This is a genomic window from Orrella sp. JC864 (assembly GCF_037026685.1).
Classification (GTDB): domain Bacteria; phylum Pseudomonadota; class Gammaproteobacteria; order Burkholderiales; family Burkholderiaceae_B; genus Orrella.
In genome coordinates this window covers 307,181-323,422 of sequence record NZ_JBANET010000001.1, presented here as the reverse complement: position 1 = coordinate 323,422, position 16,242 = coordinate 307,181, and the positions used below count along the sequence as shown (strand labels likewise).

15 protein-coding genes and 1 tRNA gene are annotated in these 16,242 nt (G+C 66.2%); 10 read left to right on the top strand and 6 right to left on the bottom strand.

Annotated features, from left to right (window positions below; all coding sequences use genetic code 11):
- Nucleotides 1-3: 3 nt before the first annotated feature.
- The 5 genes from V8Z80_RS01465 (at nucleotide 4) to V8Z80_RS01445 (ending at nucleotide 5,932) form a co-directional block, all read left to right on the top strand.
- The gene (locus V8Z80_RS01465; protein WP_336060785.1) at nucleotides 4-1,770 is read left to right on the top strand and encodes a FimV/HubP family polar landmark protein; all 1,767 of its coding nucleotides are present in this window, start codon (nucleotides 4-6) and stop codon (nucleotides 1,768-1,770) included.
- A 7-nt stretch (nucleotides 1,771-1,777) separates the two neighbouring features.
- Nucleotides 1,778-2,587 carry a tRNA pseudouridine(38-40) synthase TruA gene (truA, locus tag V8Z80_RS01460; protein ID WP_336060784.1) on the top strand — a complete coding sequence of 270 codons (810 nt, stop codon included), beginning with the start codon at nucleotides 1,778-1,780 and terminating at the stop codon, nucleotides 2,585-2,587.
- A gap of 9 nt (nucleotides 2,588-2,596) precedes the next feature.
- On the top strand, nucleotides 2,597-3,268 hold the full coding sequence (locus V8Z80_RS01455) for a phosphoribosylanthranilate isomerase (RefSeq protein ID WP_336060783.1): 672 nt from the start codon (nucleotides 2,597-2,599) through the stop codon (nucleotides 3,266-3,268).
- A gap of 1,147 nt (nucleotides 3,269-4,415) precedes the next feature.
- Nucleotides 4,416-5,621, top strand: coding sequence for a hypothetical protein (locus V8Z80_RS01450; protein ID WP_336060782.1), 1,206 nt, complete (start codon nucleotides 4,416-4,418; stop codon nucleotides 5,619-5,621).
- Between the two features lie 65 nt (nucleotides 5,622-5,686).
- Nucleotides 5,687-5,932, top strand: coding sequence for a DUF1153 domain-containing protein (locus V8Z80_RS01445; RefSeq protein ID WP_336060781.1), 246 nt, complete (start codon nucleotides 5,687-5,689; stop codon nucleotides 5,930-5,932).
- A 165-nt stretch (nucleotides 5,933-6,097) separates the two neighbouring features.
- Here the strand turns inward: V8Z80_RS01445 and V8Z80_RS01440 are convergent.
- The 6 genes from V8Z80_RS01440 to ku all read right to left on the bottom strand — a co-directional run bounded on the left by V8Z80_RS01440 (nucleotide 6,098) and on the right by ku (nucleotide 11,468).
- A tRNA-Val gene (locus V8Z80_RS01440) sits at nucleotides 6,098-6,174 on the bottom strand.
- A 52-nt stretch (nucleotides 6,175-6,226) separates the two neighbouring features.
- A complete protein-coding gene (locus tag V8Z80_RS01435; RefSeq protein ID WP_155192454.1) occupies nucleotides 6,227-6,871 on the bottom strand; it encodes an exopolysaccharide biosynthesis protein in 645 nt (214 codons plus the stop codon).
- Between the two features lie 3 nt (nucleotides 6,872-6,874).
- Nucleotides 6,875-7,390 (bottom strand): hypothetical protein, encoded by a 516-nt coding sequence (locus V8Z80_RS01430; protein ID WP_336060780.1) that lies wholly within the window; start codon nucleotides 7,388-7,390, stop codon nucleotides 6,875-6,877.
- A gap of 112 nt (nucleotides 7,391-7,502) precedes the next feature.
- Nucleotides 7,503-7,874 (bottom strand): hypothetical protein, encoded by a 372-nt coding sequence (locus V8Z80_RS01425; RefSeq protein ID WP_336060779.1) that lies wholly within the window; start codon nucleotides 7,872-7,874, stop codon nucleotides 7,503-7,505.
- 69 nt (nucleotides 7,875-7,943) lie between these two features.
- On the bottom strand, nucleotides 7,944-10,481 hold the full coding sequence (gene ligD / locus V8Z80_RS01420) for a DNA ligase D (RefSeq protein ID WP_336060778.1): 2,538 nt from the start codon (nucleotides 10,479-10,481) through the stop codon (nucleotides 7,944-7,946).
- Nucleotides 10,482-10,502: 21 nt separating this feature from the next.
- Nucleotides 10,503-11,468, bottom strand: coding sequence for a non-homologous end joining protein Ku (gene ku, locus V8Z80_RS01415; protein ID WP_336060777.1), 966 nt, complete (start codon nucleotides 11,466-11,468; stop codon nucleotides 10,503-10,505).
- A 331-nt stretch (nucleotides 11,469-11,799) separates the two neighbouring features.
- Here ku and thrS point away from each other — a divergent pair, with 331 nt between their 5' ends.
- The 5 genes from thrS (at nucleotide 11,800) to V8Z80_RS01390 (ending at nucleotide 16,148) form a co-directional block, all read left to right on the top strand.
- On the top strand, nucleotides 11,800-13,743 hold the full coding sequence (gene thrS, locus V8Z80_RS01410; protein ID WP_155192446.1) for a threonine--tRNA ligase: 1,944 nt from the start codon (nucleotides 11,800-11,802) through the stop codon (nucleotides 13,741-13,743).
- Nucleotides 13,744-13,766: 23 nt separating this feature from the next.
- Entirely contained in the window at nucleotides 13,767-14,327 is a 561-nt protein-coding gene (gene infC / locus V8Z80_RS01405) for a translation initiation factor IF-3 (protein ID WP_155192445.1), read from the top strand.
- Nucleotides 14,328-14,479: 152 nt separating this feature from the next.
- A complete protein-coding gene (gshB, locus tag V8Z80_RS01400; RefSeq protein ID WP_336060776.1) occupies nucleotides 14,480-15,454 on the top strand; it encodes a glutathione synthase in 975 nt (324 codons plus the stop codon).
- Entirely contained in the window at nucleotides 15,451-15,846 is a 396-nt protein-coding gene (locus V8Z80_RS01395; protein WP_155192442.1) for a PTS sugar transporter subunit IIA, read from the top strand. Before gshB ends, V8Z80_RS01395 begins: the two co-directional genes overlap by 4 nt.
- A 32-nt stretch (nucleotides 15,847-15,878) precedes the next feature.
- Nucleotides 15,879-16,148, top strand: coding sequence for an HPr family phosphocarrier protein (locus V8Z80_RS01390; RefSeq protein ID WP_155192441.1), 270 nt, complete (start codon nucleotides 15,879-15,881; stop codon nucleotides 16,146-16,148).
- Nucleotides 16,149-16,242 lie beyond the last annotated feature (94 nt).

The following is a 16,242-nucleotide window of genomic DNA, read 5'->3' as shown; positions in this document are numbered from 1 at the left end:
GGTATGAGCCAAAACATCCGTCGTGTCGCCCCGCTTGGGGGCAGCCGCGCCCGCGTGCTGGGCGCGTTGCTGGCTGCCGCCAGCTGGAGCCAGCCGCTTGCCGCCGCCGAGGTCGGGCATTCGCGCCTGGTCTCGGGTCCGGGGGCGCCGCTGCAGGCCGTCGTGCCCCTGCGCGGCCTGAGCGCCGAGGAAGCGGCCAGCCTGCGCGCGGCCGTGGCGCCCGAGGCCGCCTGGCAGGAAAGCCGGCTCTCGCCGCCCGTCCCCCTGTCCAGCCTGAACCTGCGCATCGAGCCCGGTCCCACGGCGGCCCAGCGCGTACTGCGCGTCTATGCCGACCGTGCGCCGGCCGAGCCGGTGGTCGACCTGCTGCTGGACGTGTCCACGTCCGCCGGCCAGCGCCGGGTGCAGGTCAGTTTCATGGCGGCGAGCTCGGCCTTGCCCACCACTGCCGCGCCCGTGGCCGGGCCCGCGCCGGCAGGCACGGCGGCGCCCGGCGCCGGTCCCCGGGCTGGCCGGGGCAGTGTCGCGGTGCGGCGCGGCGATACGCTCTGGGGGATCGCCCAGCGTAACGGCGTCGATGGCGCGACGGTGTTCCAGATGCTGGTCGCCCTGTGGCGGGCCAATCCCGATGCCTTCATCCAGAACAACATGAACCTGGTGCGCGCCGGCGCGACCCTGGTGTTGCCCGATGCCGCCACGGTGCGCGCCATCGATCCGCAGCAGGCCCACCGCATCTACCTGCAGCAGGTCGAGGCCTTCAACCGCGGCCGCGGCGGGCGCGCCAGCGCCAGCGCCGGCGCAGCGCTGGGCGCCGCCCAGGGCGGCGACCCTGCTGCGGGCCGCGTGGACCAGGCTCCGGCGCAGGCCGGGCTGGCGCCCACGGCCGGCGGCGACCGCGTCCGGCTGTCCTCGGCGCAGGACGCGCAGCAAGACGAGCAGGCCGCCGTCGATGCGGCCACGCGCGAGGCTGGCGGCCGGGTCAGCCAATTGCAGGGCAACGTGGATGACCTGAACCGCGCCTTGGGCCAGGGCGTCTCGGCCAGGGCGGCCGCGGCAGGGGATACGCCGGCGCAGGCCGGCATATCCGCAAGCCCCGGCGCGGCGCAGGATGGACAGCAGGGCCAGGCCGGCCAGCAAGGCCTGGCGGGCGGGCAGGGCGCCGCAGGCCAGGCAGAGCAAGGCCAGGCAGAGCAAGGCCAGGCGGAGCAAGGCCAGGCGGAGCAAGGCCAGGCGGAGCAGCCCGGCGCGGCGGCGCAGGCAGGCGAAGCCGCCCGCTCCGGCGCTGCGGGTCAAGCCGATGTCGTGTCGGGACAAGCCGGCACGGCGGCACAGCCGGGCGCCGCGGGGCAAGCTGGTGTAACGGGCCAGCCCGGTGCGGCGGGCGAGTCCGGCCCGGCCGGGCAAGCCGGCACGCCCGGCCAGCCTGGGCAACCCGGGGGCGTTCCCGGCCTGGGCGCCGGCCCGGCGGCCACGCCCGGCGCCGGACAGGCCGTTCCCGATCCCGAGGGCGGGACGCAAGACGGCGCATCGGCCGTTTCGTGGCTGAAAGAGAACCTGCTGGTCATCGTCACCGGCATACTGGCCATCATCGCCTTTATCATTGCCTGGGCCATGCGCCGGGCGGGCGCGCGCCGTGACGAGGAAGAACTCTACGACGACGAGATGCCCCGGCCCATGGACCCGGCGCAACAGGCGGCGTTCAACGAGAAGCTCGAGCGCATCGACCTGGACCTGGACGAGGACCGGCGTCCCGACGGACGAGGGCGCTAGGCGCAGCATGTTCCGCTTGGCGCTGGGCATCTCCTACGACGGGTCTGCCTGGCAAGGCTGGCAGACCCAGCCGCACGGACGCACGGTGCAGGATGCCTTGCAGGCGGCGCTGGGCGAGTTCACCGGCCAGGGCCTGCCCGTGCCGGTGGTGTGCGCCGGCCGCACCGACACCGGCGTGCATGCCGCCATGCAGGTGGTGCACCTGGATACGCCGGTTTCGCGCCGCCTGGAGTCCTGGGTGCGCGGGGTCAACCGCTACCTGCCGCCCAGCATCGCGGTGCAATGGGCGCATCCGGTGCCTGGCGATTTCCACGCCCGCTTCTCGGCCCAGGCCCGCAGCTATACCTATCTGCTCTGGAATACGCGCGCGCGCGTGCCGCTGTGGGCGGGCAGGGCGGGCTGGTGCTTCCAGCCGCTGGACGTGGCGCGCATGCGCCTGGCGGCGGACGTGCTGCTGGGCGAGCACGATTTCAGCAGCTTTCGTTCCGCGCAATGCCAGGCCGCGCATCCGGTGCGGGTCATGCATGCATTGCACATCGACCAGCAGGGCGAGCTGATCGTATTCCGGCTGCGCGCCAATGCCTTTTTGCATCACATGGTGCGCAACATCGTCGGCCAGCTCGTCCAGATCGGCCAGGGCCGCCAGCCGGTTTCCTTCATGGCCGAACTGCTCGCGCGGCGCGACCGCACGGTGGCCGCGCCGACCTTCATGGCCGACGGGCTGTACCTTACCGCCATCGACTACCCGCCGGCCTACGGGCTGCCGGAGACGGACGGCTCGCGCCGGCTGCCCTGGCCGGGCATGGCGGCCGGTTAAAATCCGCCCATGCGCACCCGTATCAAGATCTGCGGCCTGACCCGCGAAGAAGACATCCTGGCCGCCGCCGACGCCGGCGCCGATGCCATTGGCATGGTGTTCTATCCCCGCAGCAAGCGCAGCCTGAGTCCGGCCCGCGCGGCCGAACTGCGGCGCGTGGTGCCGCCGCTGGTCAGCGTGGTGGCCCTGTTCGTCAATGCCAGCGAGCAGGAGATCGAGCAGGTGCGCCAGGCCGTCAGGCCCGACTGGCTGCAGTTCCACGGCGACGAGACGCCGCAGCAATGCCGTGCCGCAGGCTTGCCTTATTGGCGCGCCTTCCGGGTCGGCGCGCCCGGCCCGGATACGCCCGCGGCCCTGGCGGCCGCCTGCCAGGCCTACGAGGACGCCGGCGCCTGGCTGTTCGACAGCTATAGCGCCGGCTACGGCGGCAGCGGCCTGGCCTTCGACCACGGGCTGCTGCGGGAACTGCCTGCGCAGCGGCGGCGCCATCTCGTTCTTTCGGGCGGCCTGACCGCGCAGACCGTGCGCCAGGCCATCCTGCGCAGCCGGCCCTGGGCGGTGGACGTAAGCAGTGGCGTCGAAAGCGCGCCGGGCATCAAGTCTGCCGAGAAGATCCAGGCTTTCGTGGCGCAGGTCAGGGCGGCCGACGAAAGCCTGCGCGCCGGCTCGGCACCGGCCTGAACGCGGACGACAGGCCGAAAAAAAGCCGCCAGGTCATGGCTGGCGGCTTTTTTCACCTGGGCCTCATGGCCTGCGGCGTGTCGCAACCGTCGATGGACGATTGCAGGGAATTTGGTAGGCGGTATTGGCATCATACGATGGCCTCCAAATTACGTATTCATGCGGGTGTCCAGGCCCCGACCTTGTCATTCTACCCAAAAGTAATCGGCTGGAGTAAACATTCAGCGATGTAGACCACAGGTCTTGCTTGTCCCTTGGGACAGGTGCGGGACACCCTGGGGAGCGACGCTACCGGAACTGGAACCAGAACCGGATCCAAAAAAAACGAACGGCGATGCGAGCGCGAGACGAGTTTGTTTCCAGCGAAGAACAGCTTAAAAAACTTCCAAAACCAGCGGGTTTCGAGTTGAACGTGCTTGGGACGGCAGACACGGTATTCACACCTGCAACCCTTGAGCACATTTCATGGTCACAATTCTTCAACTGCCCGCCCTGCCTCAACCACTGATTCTGGAAGGTCTGATCCCTCAGTCTGAGCTCCTCAGGCATCTGCGAGTATCGCGTCAGACGCTTTGGCGGGCCGAGCGCAGCGGCGAGTTCCCTTCCCACGTCGTCGTACTTGGCCGGAAGATGTGGCCGGCCCAAGCAATCGCATCTTGGGCGGAAGCACGTGGCATCCCCGTCTTTTGCGCTCCGGGTCTACGCCATACGACAGCCTGAGGGGTGCCATGATGGATGACCCTCCGTACCCGGCCGATACAAGAGCCAAGGGATGGCGTCATAACATGGACTACGAGCGCTTACGCCAATCCGATACCTGGGCATTGGCTACACCTGAGACTCGGCCTTGGCTACGGTACCCACCGCAAGCAGGCCACCTGCATACGCAGCTCCTGCCGCGACCGCTGCCCCCTTACGTATTGAGTCGTTGACCTTGGACGGGTCTTGAATGCTCATGCAATGCTTCAAATTCAATTTCAGTGAATACCGTGGGTTCAAAAAGCCGCAAACTTCCAACTCTGCGTAGCTACAACTTCGGCGCACTTCAATTTGCCTGAATCCTAATGTATTCTACTAGAATACAACAAGAAACATGTTTTCATTACCTAGTACTGAGGGTCGCGGTATGCATGCGTGGGAAAGACGTTTGAGAGATCTATCAGCATTGCTGAAAAACTGCGGCGAAGCTTATTTCTCTCCGGACTTGTTCCGAAGAAATTTGAACCAATTTCTTCAAACCTCCAGAACTGTCACATTCATCATTCAAAAGAACAAGGGCGAGATACGAGATTATGAAAATTGGTACTCCGTCAATGTTCTGAAGCCTTGGGCAGCAGATGAAATAATGACATGGGCTAAAGATGCTAGAAATGTCGTGGAGAAAGAGGGGGATCTAGAAATGCACAGTACCCTCTCTCCCTCTGTTATTTATTCTCATTTTTCAGAAGAAGATTTTGTTATCACGGTTAATCGGCCAATGTTGCTGCGCGCCGACGTGAGCATGATTGCAAAAATGGTGAAAACCTTATTGCCGCCTGGCATCGCCGATGCTGCTGTTCTTTGTATTCGACGTCGATGGGTCGCGAATACATTGCCAAAACACGAGTTGATTTGGGCATTGACTTACATATACGCAAGCCTTTACAGGGTTTGCAATGATCTATCTCGCCATTTGGGAGGGGGGATGGACCCATCTGTACCGAACCCGACTCATCTAGATCCAGACATGAATGACGTGTCCAGGACACGCTACATCAAGCTAGGCAAGCCGCACGTACATAGCATGGCCTCGCATGTAATACGCCGAGACGAAGACTTCGTTCCACCAGCTAGGCTCCTGAGCCTTCGTAACGAGCTTCAAAGGCAAAGTAAACCGACTAATATCGAAGAGACTGTCGAGCTAATAGCCAGAATGGCTGAGGCTAATTTTTTAGAATACGGAAATCATGTTCCGATGACTTTTTTGTATAACGATCAGTGGGATATTATCGATAATCTCACCACTAGCTTCGCTGATCAGTCTGATAAATTCCTTTACGCTCGCTACGTTGCTAGCAGAGCAAGCTATCTCAGAGCATTTGCAGTCGTCTCAGTTGGCGAAGCGTGGATCCGGGATTTAAAAAGCGGTCCAGATCAGCCTATAAGAAATATGAAAATCATTGGGGAACGGCTTACTGTCGTAGGAGCAGCCATTGATGAATCCTCGAAATCTATTGAATGGAACATCGTTAGGCCCGATGACAAAGGGGCTCCAACGTTAGAGCGGATTGGCCAGGCTACCGAGCAGCAAACCCCGTTCTTCATTCAGCCCATCGTGGAAGCTATGCAAAACGCAAGGCTCCCGAAGTCTTAGTCCGTCTGGTCGCATATGTATTGACCCAGTGAAATCCTGCTCACGTCATAATCGAGGAAACGACGTTGAGCACGAAGATGGAAGAGGACATCAAACGCTGGACAGCCAAGCGCAAGAGCGCGCTGGTGCTGGACATCATTCAGGGCAAGACCACCGTGGCCGAGGCGAGCCGGCAGTACGATCTGTCGCCGTCGGAGGTGGAACAGTGGGTCGATGACGGCAAGCGGGGCATGGAGAACGCCCTGCGCGCCAATCCGCAGGACGTGCGCGAACAGTACGAACGCCAGCTCAAGGCGGTAGGCAGCAAGTAAAGAGTAAGTCCAAAGTAAAAAGAACTTTGGAACTCCCGGCAACGCGATGGAACGCGCTGAACCAGTGAGCAACGGCAAATCTACCGTAAGGTACTAAGCAGACTGAATATTTTTGTACTACCAGGGCCGTGTTGAGATCCGTGGGAACGGATCTCAACAGGAAATTGGTAGGCGGTATTGGGTTCGAACCAACGACCTCCACGATGTCAACGTGGCGCTCTAACCAACTGAGCTAACCGCCTGCAGAGAAAAAGATTCTAACACGGTCATTCCGTTCTTGTCAAAAAGCAGATGCTATCCCGCCACCGCCATCGCGATGCCGACTGCTGCGGCCAGCGACAGGACCAGGGCGGCAGCGGCCAGCACGCCGTCGCGGGTGGTCAGCGCCAGGCCGAACAGGGCCAGCGCCCCGCCGCAGGTGGAATTGGCAAGCGGCACCAGCTCCAGCGGCGGCATGGCGATGCAGATCGCCAGGCACAGCGCGGCGATCACGCGGGTGCCGGCTTCGCCTGTCATCCAGCGCATGCGCGAGCGGAAGACCGCCTCGCTGGCGCGGGCCAGCGGACGCATGAAGCGGATGGCCCGGACCATCAGCGCCGGCCGCGCGCAGCGATCGAGCAGCCAGCGCGGCAGCCAGATGTAGCGCCGCCCCGCGAGGATCTGCAGCGAAGCCATGCCCACCAGCACGGCCACCGTGGTGGGAATGCCGGGCATGCCGCCGACCGGGGAAAGCACCAGCAGGCCAGGCACCAGCAGCAGCGGACCGAAGGTGCTGCGGCCGGTGGCGGCCAGCATCTGTTCGACGCGGACCGGGGCGTCGCTGTGGGCCAGGGCCTCGAGCCCGTCCAGCATGTCCGACAGGCTGGGGCTGCCCGGGCCGCCGCGCGGCTTGGCAGCCCCAGGCTGCGGCGCAGGCGTGGCGGAGTCCGGGGCAGCCATGGCTCAGGCCTGGCCGGCACGCTTGGAGCGCTTGGCGGCCGGCTTGGCGGCCTTCTTGGCCGTCGTCCCGCCCGCTGCACGCTTTGCGGCCTTCTTGGCCGGTTGAACGGCCGAGCGCTTGACCGCCCGCTTGGCCGGCCGCGCCGTTGCGGTTTTGGCCGCAACCTTGGCGGGGGCGCGGCTCAGTGCGGCGAATTCCCTGTCTTCCTGGGCCTCGATCTGGGCCAGCCGGGCCTCGAAGCGGGCCACGGCCTCGGCCAGGATCTCTTCCTTCTGTTGCGTACGCAGGTTGGCCTGCTGTCCGCGCGTCCCGCCCTTGGCGCCGGTGGCCGCGCGCAAGTCCAGGCGCTGGCGCCGGTGCAGGTCGCGGTACTTGTCGCGCAGCTTGCGGCTGCGCTCGAGCTTGCTGCGCAGCTCGGCCTTGCTGTGCTTGCGGATCTCGGTGCTGCGTCCCGCATCGAACAGGGCCAGTTCAGAGGCGGTCAACAATTTCTGGGCCTGGGTACGCTGATAAGCCATGCTTGCAATCCTCCTTGTCGTGCGAAAGCGGCCTCAAGCCTAGCAAGCCAAGCCGGGACAAAGGTCTCCAAACATGACCAGGCGCATGCGTGCGCTACGCGGCCCGTCTCGTTCAGAACAGCGACGAGCGGGCGTTCTTGGCATCGGGCTTGGGCTTGACGTTGTCGGCCCAGTTCGAGTCGTGGCCGGTGTCCGCTCGCGGCTTGCCATACTGGGCGGCTTCGTCGGGCGTGCCTTCGGTCGGCGGGGCGGGCATGCGCGGCACTTGCACCGGACTGGAGGGCGGCAAGACCTTGCCGGCATCTTGCGCCTGCGCGGCGTTGCCGCTGCCGGCCGAGCCGCCGGTGGCGGGCTTTTTGACCGGATCGGGACGGGCGCGCGCATCGTCCGGCCGCGCAGGAATCGAAGGCGCCGGCTCGGGCGAAGGGCTGTCGGGACGCTCCGGCTCCTGGTCGTGCGGCGGGATTTGCGAGGTGGCGGTCATGGGTTTCTCCTTGGTCGTGCGAGGACGGGGCAGGGCAGGCGCCTGTCGCGCCCGCCGTGATGCATTTGTTCACTTGACGCTCATCTTCCGGAGCATGGCCTGGGTCAGGGTCACCCGCGCCGCTTCGTAGTCCTTCCAGGGATCGTCGCGGGCGGTGGGCTGCACGGCGTTGCGCACGTTAAAGGCCTTGCCGCGCAGATCGCGCTTTTCATCCAGCACTTCCCAGGGCACGGGCATGGACACGGGCGCGCCTTCTCGTGCGCGGGCCGAGAAGGCGGCCACGGCGGTGGCGCCTTCGCCGTTGCGCAGATAGTCGACGAAGACCACGCCCTTGCGGCTGGATTTGCTGGCCTTGGCGATGAAATGCCCGGGCAGCGTCTCGGCCAGGTGCCGCGCCACCGCGTGGGCGAAGGCCTTGACCGTATCCCAGCCGTGGCGCCCCTTGATCGGCACCACCAGGTGCAGGCCCTTGCCGCCGGTGGTCTTGAGCAGCGGATCCATGCCCAGTTCCTGCAGCAGCGCCCGGGTGATCTGCGCGGCATCGGCCAGCCGCCGCCAACCCAGGCCCGGCCCCGGATCCAGATCGAAGGTGATGCGGTCCGGCGTATCGGACCTGGGGCTGCGCGAGCCCCAGGTATGGAACTCGATGACGCCGCGCTGCACCAGCGCGATCAGCCCTTCCAGGTTCTGGACCACGATCATGCCGCCGTCCAGGGCCAGGCCGGCCGGCGGTTCCTCGCTCAGGTGCTTCTGAAAGAAGCACGCCCCTTGCGTGCCGTCGGGGCAGCGCAGCAGCGCCAGCCTGCGCTGGAGCAGGTGAGGCAGGATCAGTTCGCCGGCCGATTCGTAGTAGCGGGCCAGGTCCAGCTTGGTCAAGGCCGGCCGCACGTAGATGCGCCGCTCCGGATGGGTGATCGATACGCCGGCAACTGCATTGGATTTCTCCGCATCGGCCTGACGCGGCCCGGCCTGCCCGCCGCCGGCCGCGGGCTTGGCGGGCAGCTCGCGCCTGACCTCGCGGGCCTTCTTGTCCTGCCGCAGCCCCAGAAAGGAGGCTTGGCGCAACATATGGTCCCCGGTCCAGTTGGCGAACTGGATCTCCGCGACCAGGGTGGGCGATAGCCAGCGTATGTCGGCCGGGCGCGTGCCCAGCGGGCGCACCGTGCCGGCAAAGGGGCTCTTGTCCTGGCGCAGCGCGTCCATCTGCTGCTTGAGCAGGCCGATGGTGGTGTCGTTAAAGCCGGTGCCGACCTTGCCGGCGTACCGCAGCTTGCCCTTGTCGTCGTACACGCCCAGCAGCAGGGCGCCAAAGCCCTGGCGCGCGCCGCGCGGCAGGGTGTAGCCGCCGATGACCATCTCCTGGCGCGGGCGGCACTTGAGCTTGATCCAGCTGCGTTGCCGGCCCACGCGGTAGGGCGCGTCGCGCCGCTTGCCGATCAGGCCTTCGAGCTGCAGTTCGCAGGCCTGGCGCCAGATGTCGGCGCTGGCCTGCGCGTCCTCGGGAGCCAGCAGTTCGCTTATCTGCAGATAGCGGCGGTCGGCCTGGCGCGTGGGCGCGATGGCTTGCAGCGCGGCGCGGCGCTCGGTCCAGGGCAGTTGGCGCAGGTCGTGGCCGTTCCAGTACGGCAGGTCGAACGCGACGAAGCTGGGCGCGGGAGCCTTGCCGTCCATCGAGGCCTGCAGCAGCTGGAAGTCCGAGCGGCCGTTCTCGTCAAAGACCAGCACTTCGCCGTCGAGCCAGCCGTAGCCCAGCTTCATCGCGGCGATCCGGACGGGCAGCTGGCCCAGCTTGTCCGTCCATTCGCGGCCCGTGCGGCTGAAAAAGCGCGCACCGTCCTTGTCGATGCGGCACATCATCCGGTAGCCGTCGTACTTCAGTTCGTAGACCCAATCGGCGCCCGGCGGCGGCGCATCGACCAGCGTGGCCAGCTGGAACCCCAGGCTCTTGGGGCCGGCCTGGGCCGCCTGGCCGGCGGCGGGCTTGGCCGCCAGCGCGGCAGCAGCCTTCTTGCTGGCGGGCGCGGCATGGGCGGGCCGCGCAGCCTGGGCCGGGGCCTTGCCGGCGCCCCGGCCCAGGGGCTCGTGGTCTTGCGCATCGTGGCCGGGCTGGCTGTAGCCGTCATCGAGCTTGCGCAGCAGCCATTGCTGGCGCTTGTCCTGCTGGCGGGTGCGGATCAGTATCCATTCCCCGCGCAGGTAGCCGCCCTCGAGCCGGAAATGGAAGCGGCCCTGCTTGAGCGCGGTGCGCGCATCGTGCTCGCTGCTCCAGGTGCCGGCGTCCCAGATCCATACCTGGCCGGCGCCGTAGTTGCCAGCGGGGATGGTGCCTTCGAAATTGCCGTAGTCCAGCGGATGGTCTTCCACCTGCATGGCCAGCCGCTTGTTCTGCGGGTCCAGGCTCGGCCCCTTGGGCACGGCCCAGCTCTTGAGCACGCCGTCCACTTCCAGGCGAAAGTCGTAGTGCAGCGCGCGCGCGGCATGGCGCTGCACGACGAAGCTGCCGCCAAGCTGGCCGGCGCGCCCGGCGCGCGCGCGCCCGCCGGCCGGCTCGCTGGTGGCCGAGAAGTCGCGCTTTTGCCGATAGGTCGTCAGGGCATCCTTGGCCATGGGGCTCGCCTTGCGTACGCGTCAAGCCGCCTTGCGGGCGGCGGTCTTGCCGGCGCGCTTGGCGGCGGTTTTCCGGGCGCCCGCGCGTCCGGCGCCGCTGGATTTGGCCGCCTTGGACGGTGCCGGGCTGCGCGTCTTGCGGGCGGTCTTGGCCGGGGCACGCTTGCGCGCAGGCTTGTCGGCCGGCTCGCCGCCGCGCGCCTTCAGGCTTTTCTGCAGCACCGCCACCAGGTCTATCACCTTGGCCGAGCGGCGCGGCGCGCCGTCCTCCTGCGCCTCGGTCAGCTCATGCGTCTTGCCCGAGCGGATCTTCTTGTCGATCATGGCCAGCAGGTCGTCGCGGTAGGTGTCGTGGTATTGCTCGGGATCCCAGGGCTCGCTCATGTCCTCGACCAGGCGCATCGCCATCTCCAGCTCGCGCGCGGTCGGCTTGTCCCGCTTGGCGCCCTGGCCGTCCTCGGCTTGTTCGATGGGCAGCATCTCGTGGGCGTAGCGCATGGTGATCAGCAGCAGCCCCTCGTCCAGCGCCATCAGCGCGGCCAGGTGCTGGCGGGTGTGCAGCACCACGCTGGCGATGCCCACCCGGCCGCTCTTGCGCAGGACCTGGTGCAGCAGGGCGTAGCCCTTGCCGCCGCGCCGGTCCGGCAACAGGTAGTAGGGCGTGTCGTAGTAATAGATGGGCACCTCGGCCGCGTCCACGAAGCTCAGGATGTCCACCGACTGGGTGGCGGCGGTATTGGCCTGGCGGAAATCCTCGTCGCTCAGGAACACGTACTCGCCTTTCTCGTACTGGTAGCCCTTGACGATGTTCTCGCTGTCTATGGGCTTGCCGGTGCGCTTGTTGATGCGCTGGTAGCCGACCGGCGCGTTATCGCGCCTGTCTATCCAGTCGAAGTCCAGGCGCGAGCTGCGCGTGGCCGGGTGCACGACCACGGGCACGTGCACCAGGCCGAAGTTGATGGCGCCTTTCCAGATGACGCGGGGCATGGCGATGTATCCTCGGGTGCTTTGCTGGACCCAGTCTGCGCCTGCGCGCGGCGCTTGCCTGTAAGAAAGTGCCAATAGCTGCAACGCCGCCGGGCGGCGACTGTGACCGGATTTATCCATTCGGTGCTACACTCGGCCTGGATTCCAGTCTCATTCACCCTTGCAACGCCTGCCGACATGACCCCCGCCACGCGAACTACCACGGGAAGCCCCCGCCACTGACCGCGTCGGTTTTGTCTATTCGGCCGCATCCCCGATGGATGCAAGGTGAAATCAGTCAACAGCAAACGCGGCCCGCAACGCCGCGTTTTTTATTTTCAGGATGGCATCAATGGTACAGATCACGCTGCCCGACGGGTCCAAGCGAGAGTTTCCCGGCCCCGTGACGGTGGCCGAGGTGGCGCAGTCCATCGGCGCCGGCCTGGCCCGCGCGGCGCTGGGCGGACGCATCAGCCAGGACGGCGGCGAGCCCCGCCTGGTCGACACCTCGTACCGGATCGAGCGCGATGCGCAGCTGGGCATCGTCACCGCCAAGGATCCCGACGGGCTGGACATGATCCGCCATTCCACCGCGCACCTGCTGGCCTACGCCGTCAAGTCGCTGTTTCCCGAGGCCCAGGTCACCATCGGGCCGGTCATCGACAACGGCTTCTACTACGATTTTTCGTACAAGCGGCCCTTCACGCCCGAGGACCTGGCGGCCATCGAAAAGAAGATGGCCGAGCTGGCCAGGAAGGACGAGCCGGTCACGCGCGAGGAATGGAAGCGCGACGACGCGGTGGCCTTCTTCAACAGCATCGGCGAGAAGTACAAGGCCGAGATCATCGCCTCCATCCCCGGCAACGAAACCATCAGCCTGTACCGCGAGGGCGATTTCATCGACCTGTGCCGCGGCCCGCACGTGCCTTCGACGGGCAAGCTCAAGGTGTTCAAGCTGATGAAGGTGGCCGGCGCCTACTGGCGCGGCGACAGCAACAACGAAATGCTCCAGCGCATCTACGGCACGGCCTGGGCCAGCAAGGAAGACCAGGACGCCTACCTGAAGATGCTGGAGGAGGCCGAAAAGCGCGACCACCGCAAGCTGGGCCGCGAACTGGACCTGTTCCATTTCCAGGACGAGGCGCCCGGGCTCATCTTCTGGCATCCCAAGGGCTGGCAGCTCTGGCAGCAGGTCGAGCAGTACATGCGCCGCGTCTACAACGAGAACGGCTACCAGGAAGTGAAGGCGCCGCAGATCCTGGACCTGTCGCTGTGGAAAAAGACCGGGCACTGGGAAAACTACCGCGAGAACATGTTCACCACCGAATCGGAGAACCGCGTGTATGGCCTCAAGCCCATGAACTGCCCGGGCCATGTGCAGATATTCAATTCGGGCCTGCACTCCTACCGCGACCTGCCGCTGCGCTACGGCGAGTTCGGCCAATGCCACCGCAACGAGCCGTCGGGCTCGCTGCACGGCATGATGCGCGTGCGCGGCTTTACCCAGGACGACGGGCACATCTTCTGTACCGAGGACCAGCTGCAGGACGAATGCGCGGCCTTCACGGCGCTGCTGCAGAAGGTCTATGCCGATTTTGGCTTTACCGAAGTGCTGTACAAGGTGGCCACCCGCCCGGAAAAGCGCATCGGCGATGACGCCATCTGGGACAAGGCCGAAGAGGCGCTGATGGAAAGCCTGCGCCGCACCGGCTGCGAATTCGAGATTTCGCCCGGGGAAGGGGCCTTCTACGGCCCCAAGATCGAGTACACGCTCAAGGACGCCATCGGCCGGCACTGGCAGTGCGGAACCATCCAGGTCGATTTTTCCATGCCGGTGCGCCTGGGCGCCGAATACGTGGACGCCAACGACCAGCGGCGCCCGCCGGTGATGCTGCACCGCGCCATCCTCGGTTCGCTAGAGCGTTTCATCGGCATGTTGATCGAAAACCACGCCGGCGCCATGCCCGCCTGGCTGGCGCCCGTGCAAGCGGTGGTGTGCTGCATTTCCGAACCTTCCGCCGATTATGCGGCACAAATCACGCAAATCCTGAAAAAACAAGGCTTTAGAGCAGAATCGGATTTGCGTGGTGAAAAAATCACTTATAAAATCAGGGAGCACAGCCTGCAAAAGGTGCCGTACATTCTGGTCGTGGGCGAAAAGGAACGCCAGGCCGGGGCGGTCGCCGTGCGCGGGCGCGGCGGGCTGGACCTGGGCGTCATGCCCCTGGACGACTTCACGGCCAGGCTGGCCCAGGAAGTCGCCGAACGCCGCGCCGCCGTGCCAGTCCAGCAGTAATCGCTGCTCAATCTTTAGGAGTCTTGAACATCGCAACCGATAAGCCCAATCGCATCAACGGTGAAATCCGCGTCCCCGAGGTGCGCCTGATAGGTCTGGACGGGGAACAGCTCGGCATCGTCAAACTGGCCGAGGCCTTCCGCCTGTCCGAGCAAGCGGACGTCGACCTGGTCGAGATCGCGCCCAACGCGACGCCGCCGGTGTGCCGCTTGATGGACTACGGCAAGTTCAAATACCAGGAACAAAAGCGCCAGGCCGAGGCCCGTACCAAGCAGAAAGTCATCCAGGTCAAGGAAGTCAAGTTCCGGCCCGCGACCGACGAGGGCGATTACCAGGTCAAGCTGCGCAACCTGCGCCGCTTCCTCGAAGAGGGCGACAAGGCCAAGGTGACGCTGCGTTTCCGCGGCCGCGAAATGGCCCACCAGGAATTGGGCATGCGCGTGCTCGAGCGCGTGCGCGACGACCTGACCGAACTGTGCCAGGTCGAGGCCATGCCCAAGCTGGAAGGCCGGCAGATGGTCATGGTGCTGGCCCCGCGCAAGAAACCCGCGCAGGCCGGCGGCAAATCGGCCGACGCCTCCTGACCGGCCCGGCGCGCGCGCCGGTCGGTTAATATCGATCGCTGCGTGGTGTCGCCCCCGGGTGGGCGCCGCCCGCAGCGATTTTTCCATGCCGGCCGGTGCAGCCGGCAACGCGCCCGCAAGGGCGTTTTTTCCTCCTGGCTGGTGCGCCCCGCATGCATATCCTCTTCATCATCGATCCCCTGCCTGGCCTGAAGGCCTACAAGGACAGTTCCGTGGCCATGATGCGCGCCCTGGCCGCGCGCGGGCATAGCCTGTCGTTCGCCCTGCAGGGCGACCTGTATGCCGACCAGGGCCGCGTGATGGCGGCCGCCACCCCCTTCGCCCTGCGCCCGGACGCCGACCTGCACGGCCACGACTGGTGGCAGGAAACCGGCCCGCGCGCCGAGCAGGGCCTGGAGCGCTTCGACGCCGTGCTCATGCGCAAGGACCCGCCCTTCGACATGGAATACGTCTACGCCACCCACCTGCTCGAATACGCGCAGGCGCAGGGCGCGCGCATCTACAACGGCGGGGCGGCCATCCGCAATCATCCCGAGAAGCTGGCCATCATGGAGTTCGCCCGCTACGCCGCGCCCACGCTGGTCACGCGCGACATGGCGCGCCTGAAGGCGTTTCATGCCGCGCAAGGCGACGTCATCGTCAAGCCGCTGGACGGCATGGGCGGCACCGGCATCTTCCGGCTGCAGCCGGGCGAGGCCAACCTGAACGCCATCCTCGAGACGCTGACCGACAACGGCCGGCGCAGCATCATGGCGCAGCGCTACATCCCCGAGATCGCGCAAGGCGACAAGCGCATCCTGCTGATCGGCGGCGAACCCGTGCCTTATGCGCTGGCGCGCATTCCCATGGCGGGCGAGACGCGCGGCAACCTGGCCGCGGGCGGGCGCGGGGTGGCCCAGCCGCTGTCCGAGCGCGACCTTGCCCTGGCGCGAGCCATCGGACCCGCGCTGGCCCCGCGCGGCCTGTTGCTGATCGGCCTGGACGTGATCGGCGATTACGTGACCGAGATCAACGTCACCAGCCCGACCTGCTTCGTCGAAATCGCCGAGCAGACCGGCTTTGACGTGGCCGGCATGTTCGCCCAGGCGCTCGAGCGCGCCGCCGCCGGGACCGGCGTGGCGGCATGATCGGGGTCGTGCTCGTGGCGCATGCCCCGCTGGGCCAGGCGCTGTCCCGCTGCGTCGACCACGTCATGGGCCCCGGCGTGGCGCTGCAGGTCTGCGACATCGAGGCCGACCAGGATACCGAGGCCGACATCGTCCGCGTGCTGCGGCACATCCGCGCGGCGGACCAGGGCGGGGGCGTGGCCATCCTGGCCGACATGCTGGGCGCCACCCCGGCCAACATCGCCACCGAGGCGATGCGGCGCGCGCGCGCCGAAGGGCTCCAGTGCTGCATGGCCACGGGCATGAACCTGCCCATGGTCCTGCGTACGATCAACTACCGGAAGCAGCCCCTGGCCGACGTGCTGAGCAGCGCGCTGGTCGGTGCCTCGCAAGCCGTATTGCGTGTAGACTGAATCGGCGGCACGCCGCCTCTCCACTGAAAGACATGGCCTCGATCGACATCACCATCATCAACAAGCTCGGCCTGCACGCGCGCGCCGCGGCCAAGCTGACCCAGCTGGCCGGCAAGTTCAACAGCGAAATCCACATCTCCCGCGGCGCCAAGCGCGTCAACGCCAAGAGCATCATGGGCGTGATGATGCTGGCCGCCGGCATGGGCTCCACGGTCACGGTCGATGCGGCCGGGCCCGACGCCGAACAGGCCCTGGCCGAGATCCAGGCCTTGTTCAATGACCGTTTCGGCGAAGGCGAGTAGATCCGCCATGAGTCCGCCGCTCAGACAAGACGACCTGTCCGCGGCGGCCCCGGGCGCGCCGCCGCTTGCGCCAGGCCGCCGGCCCGCGGCGGGC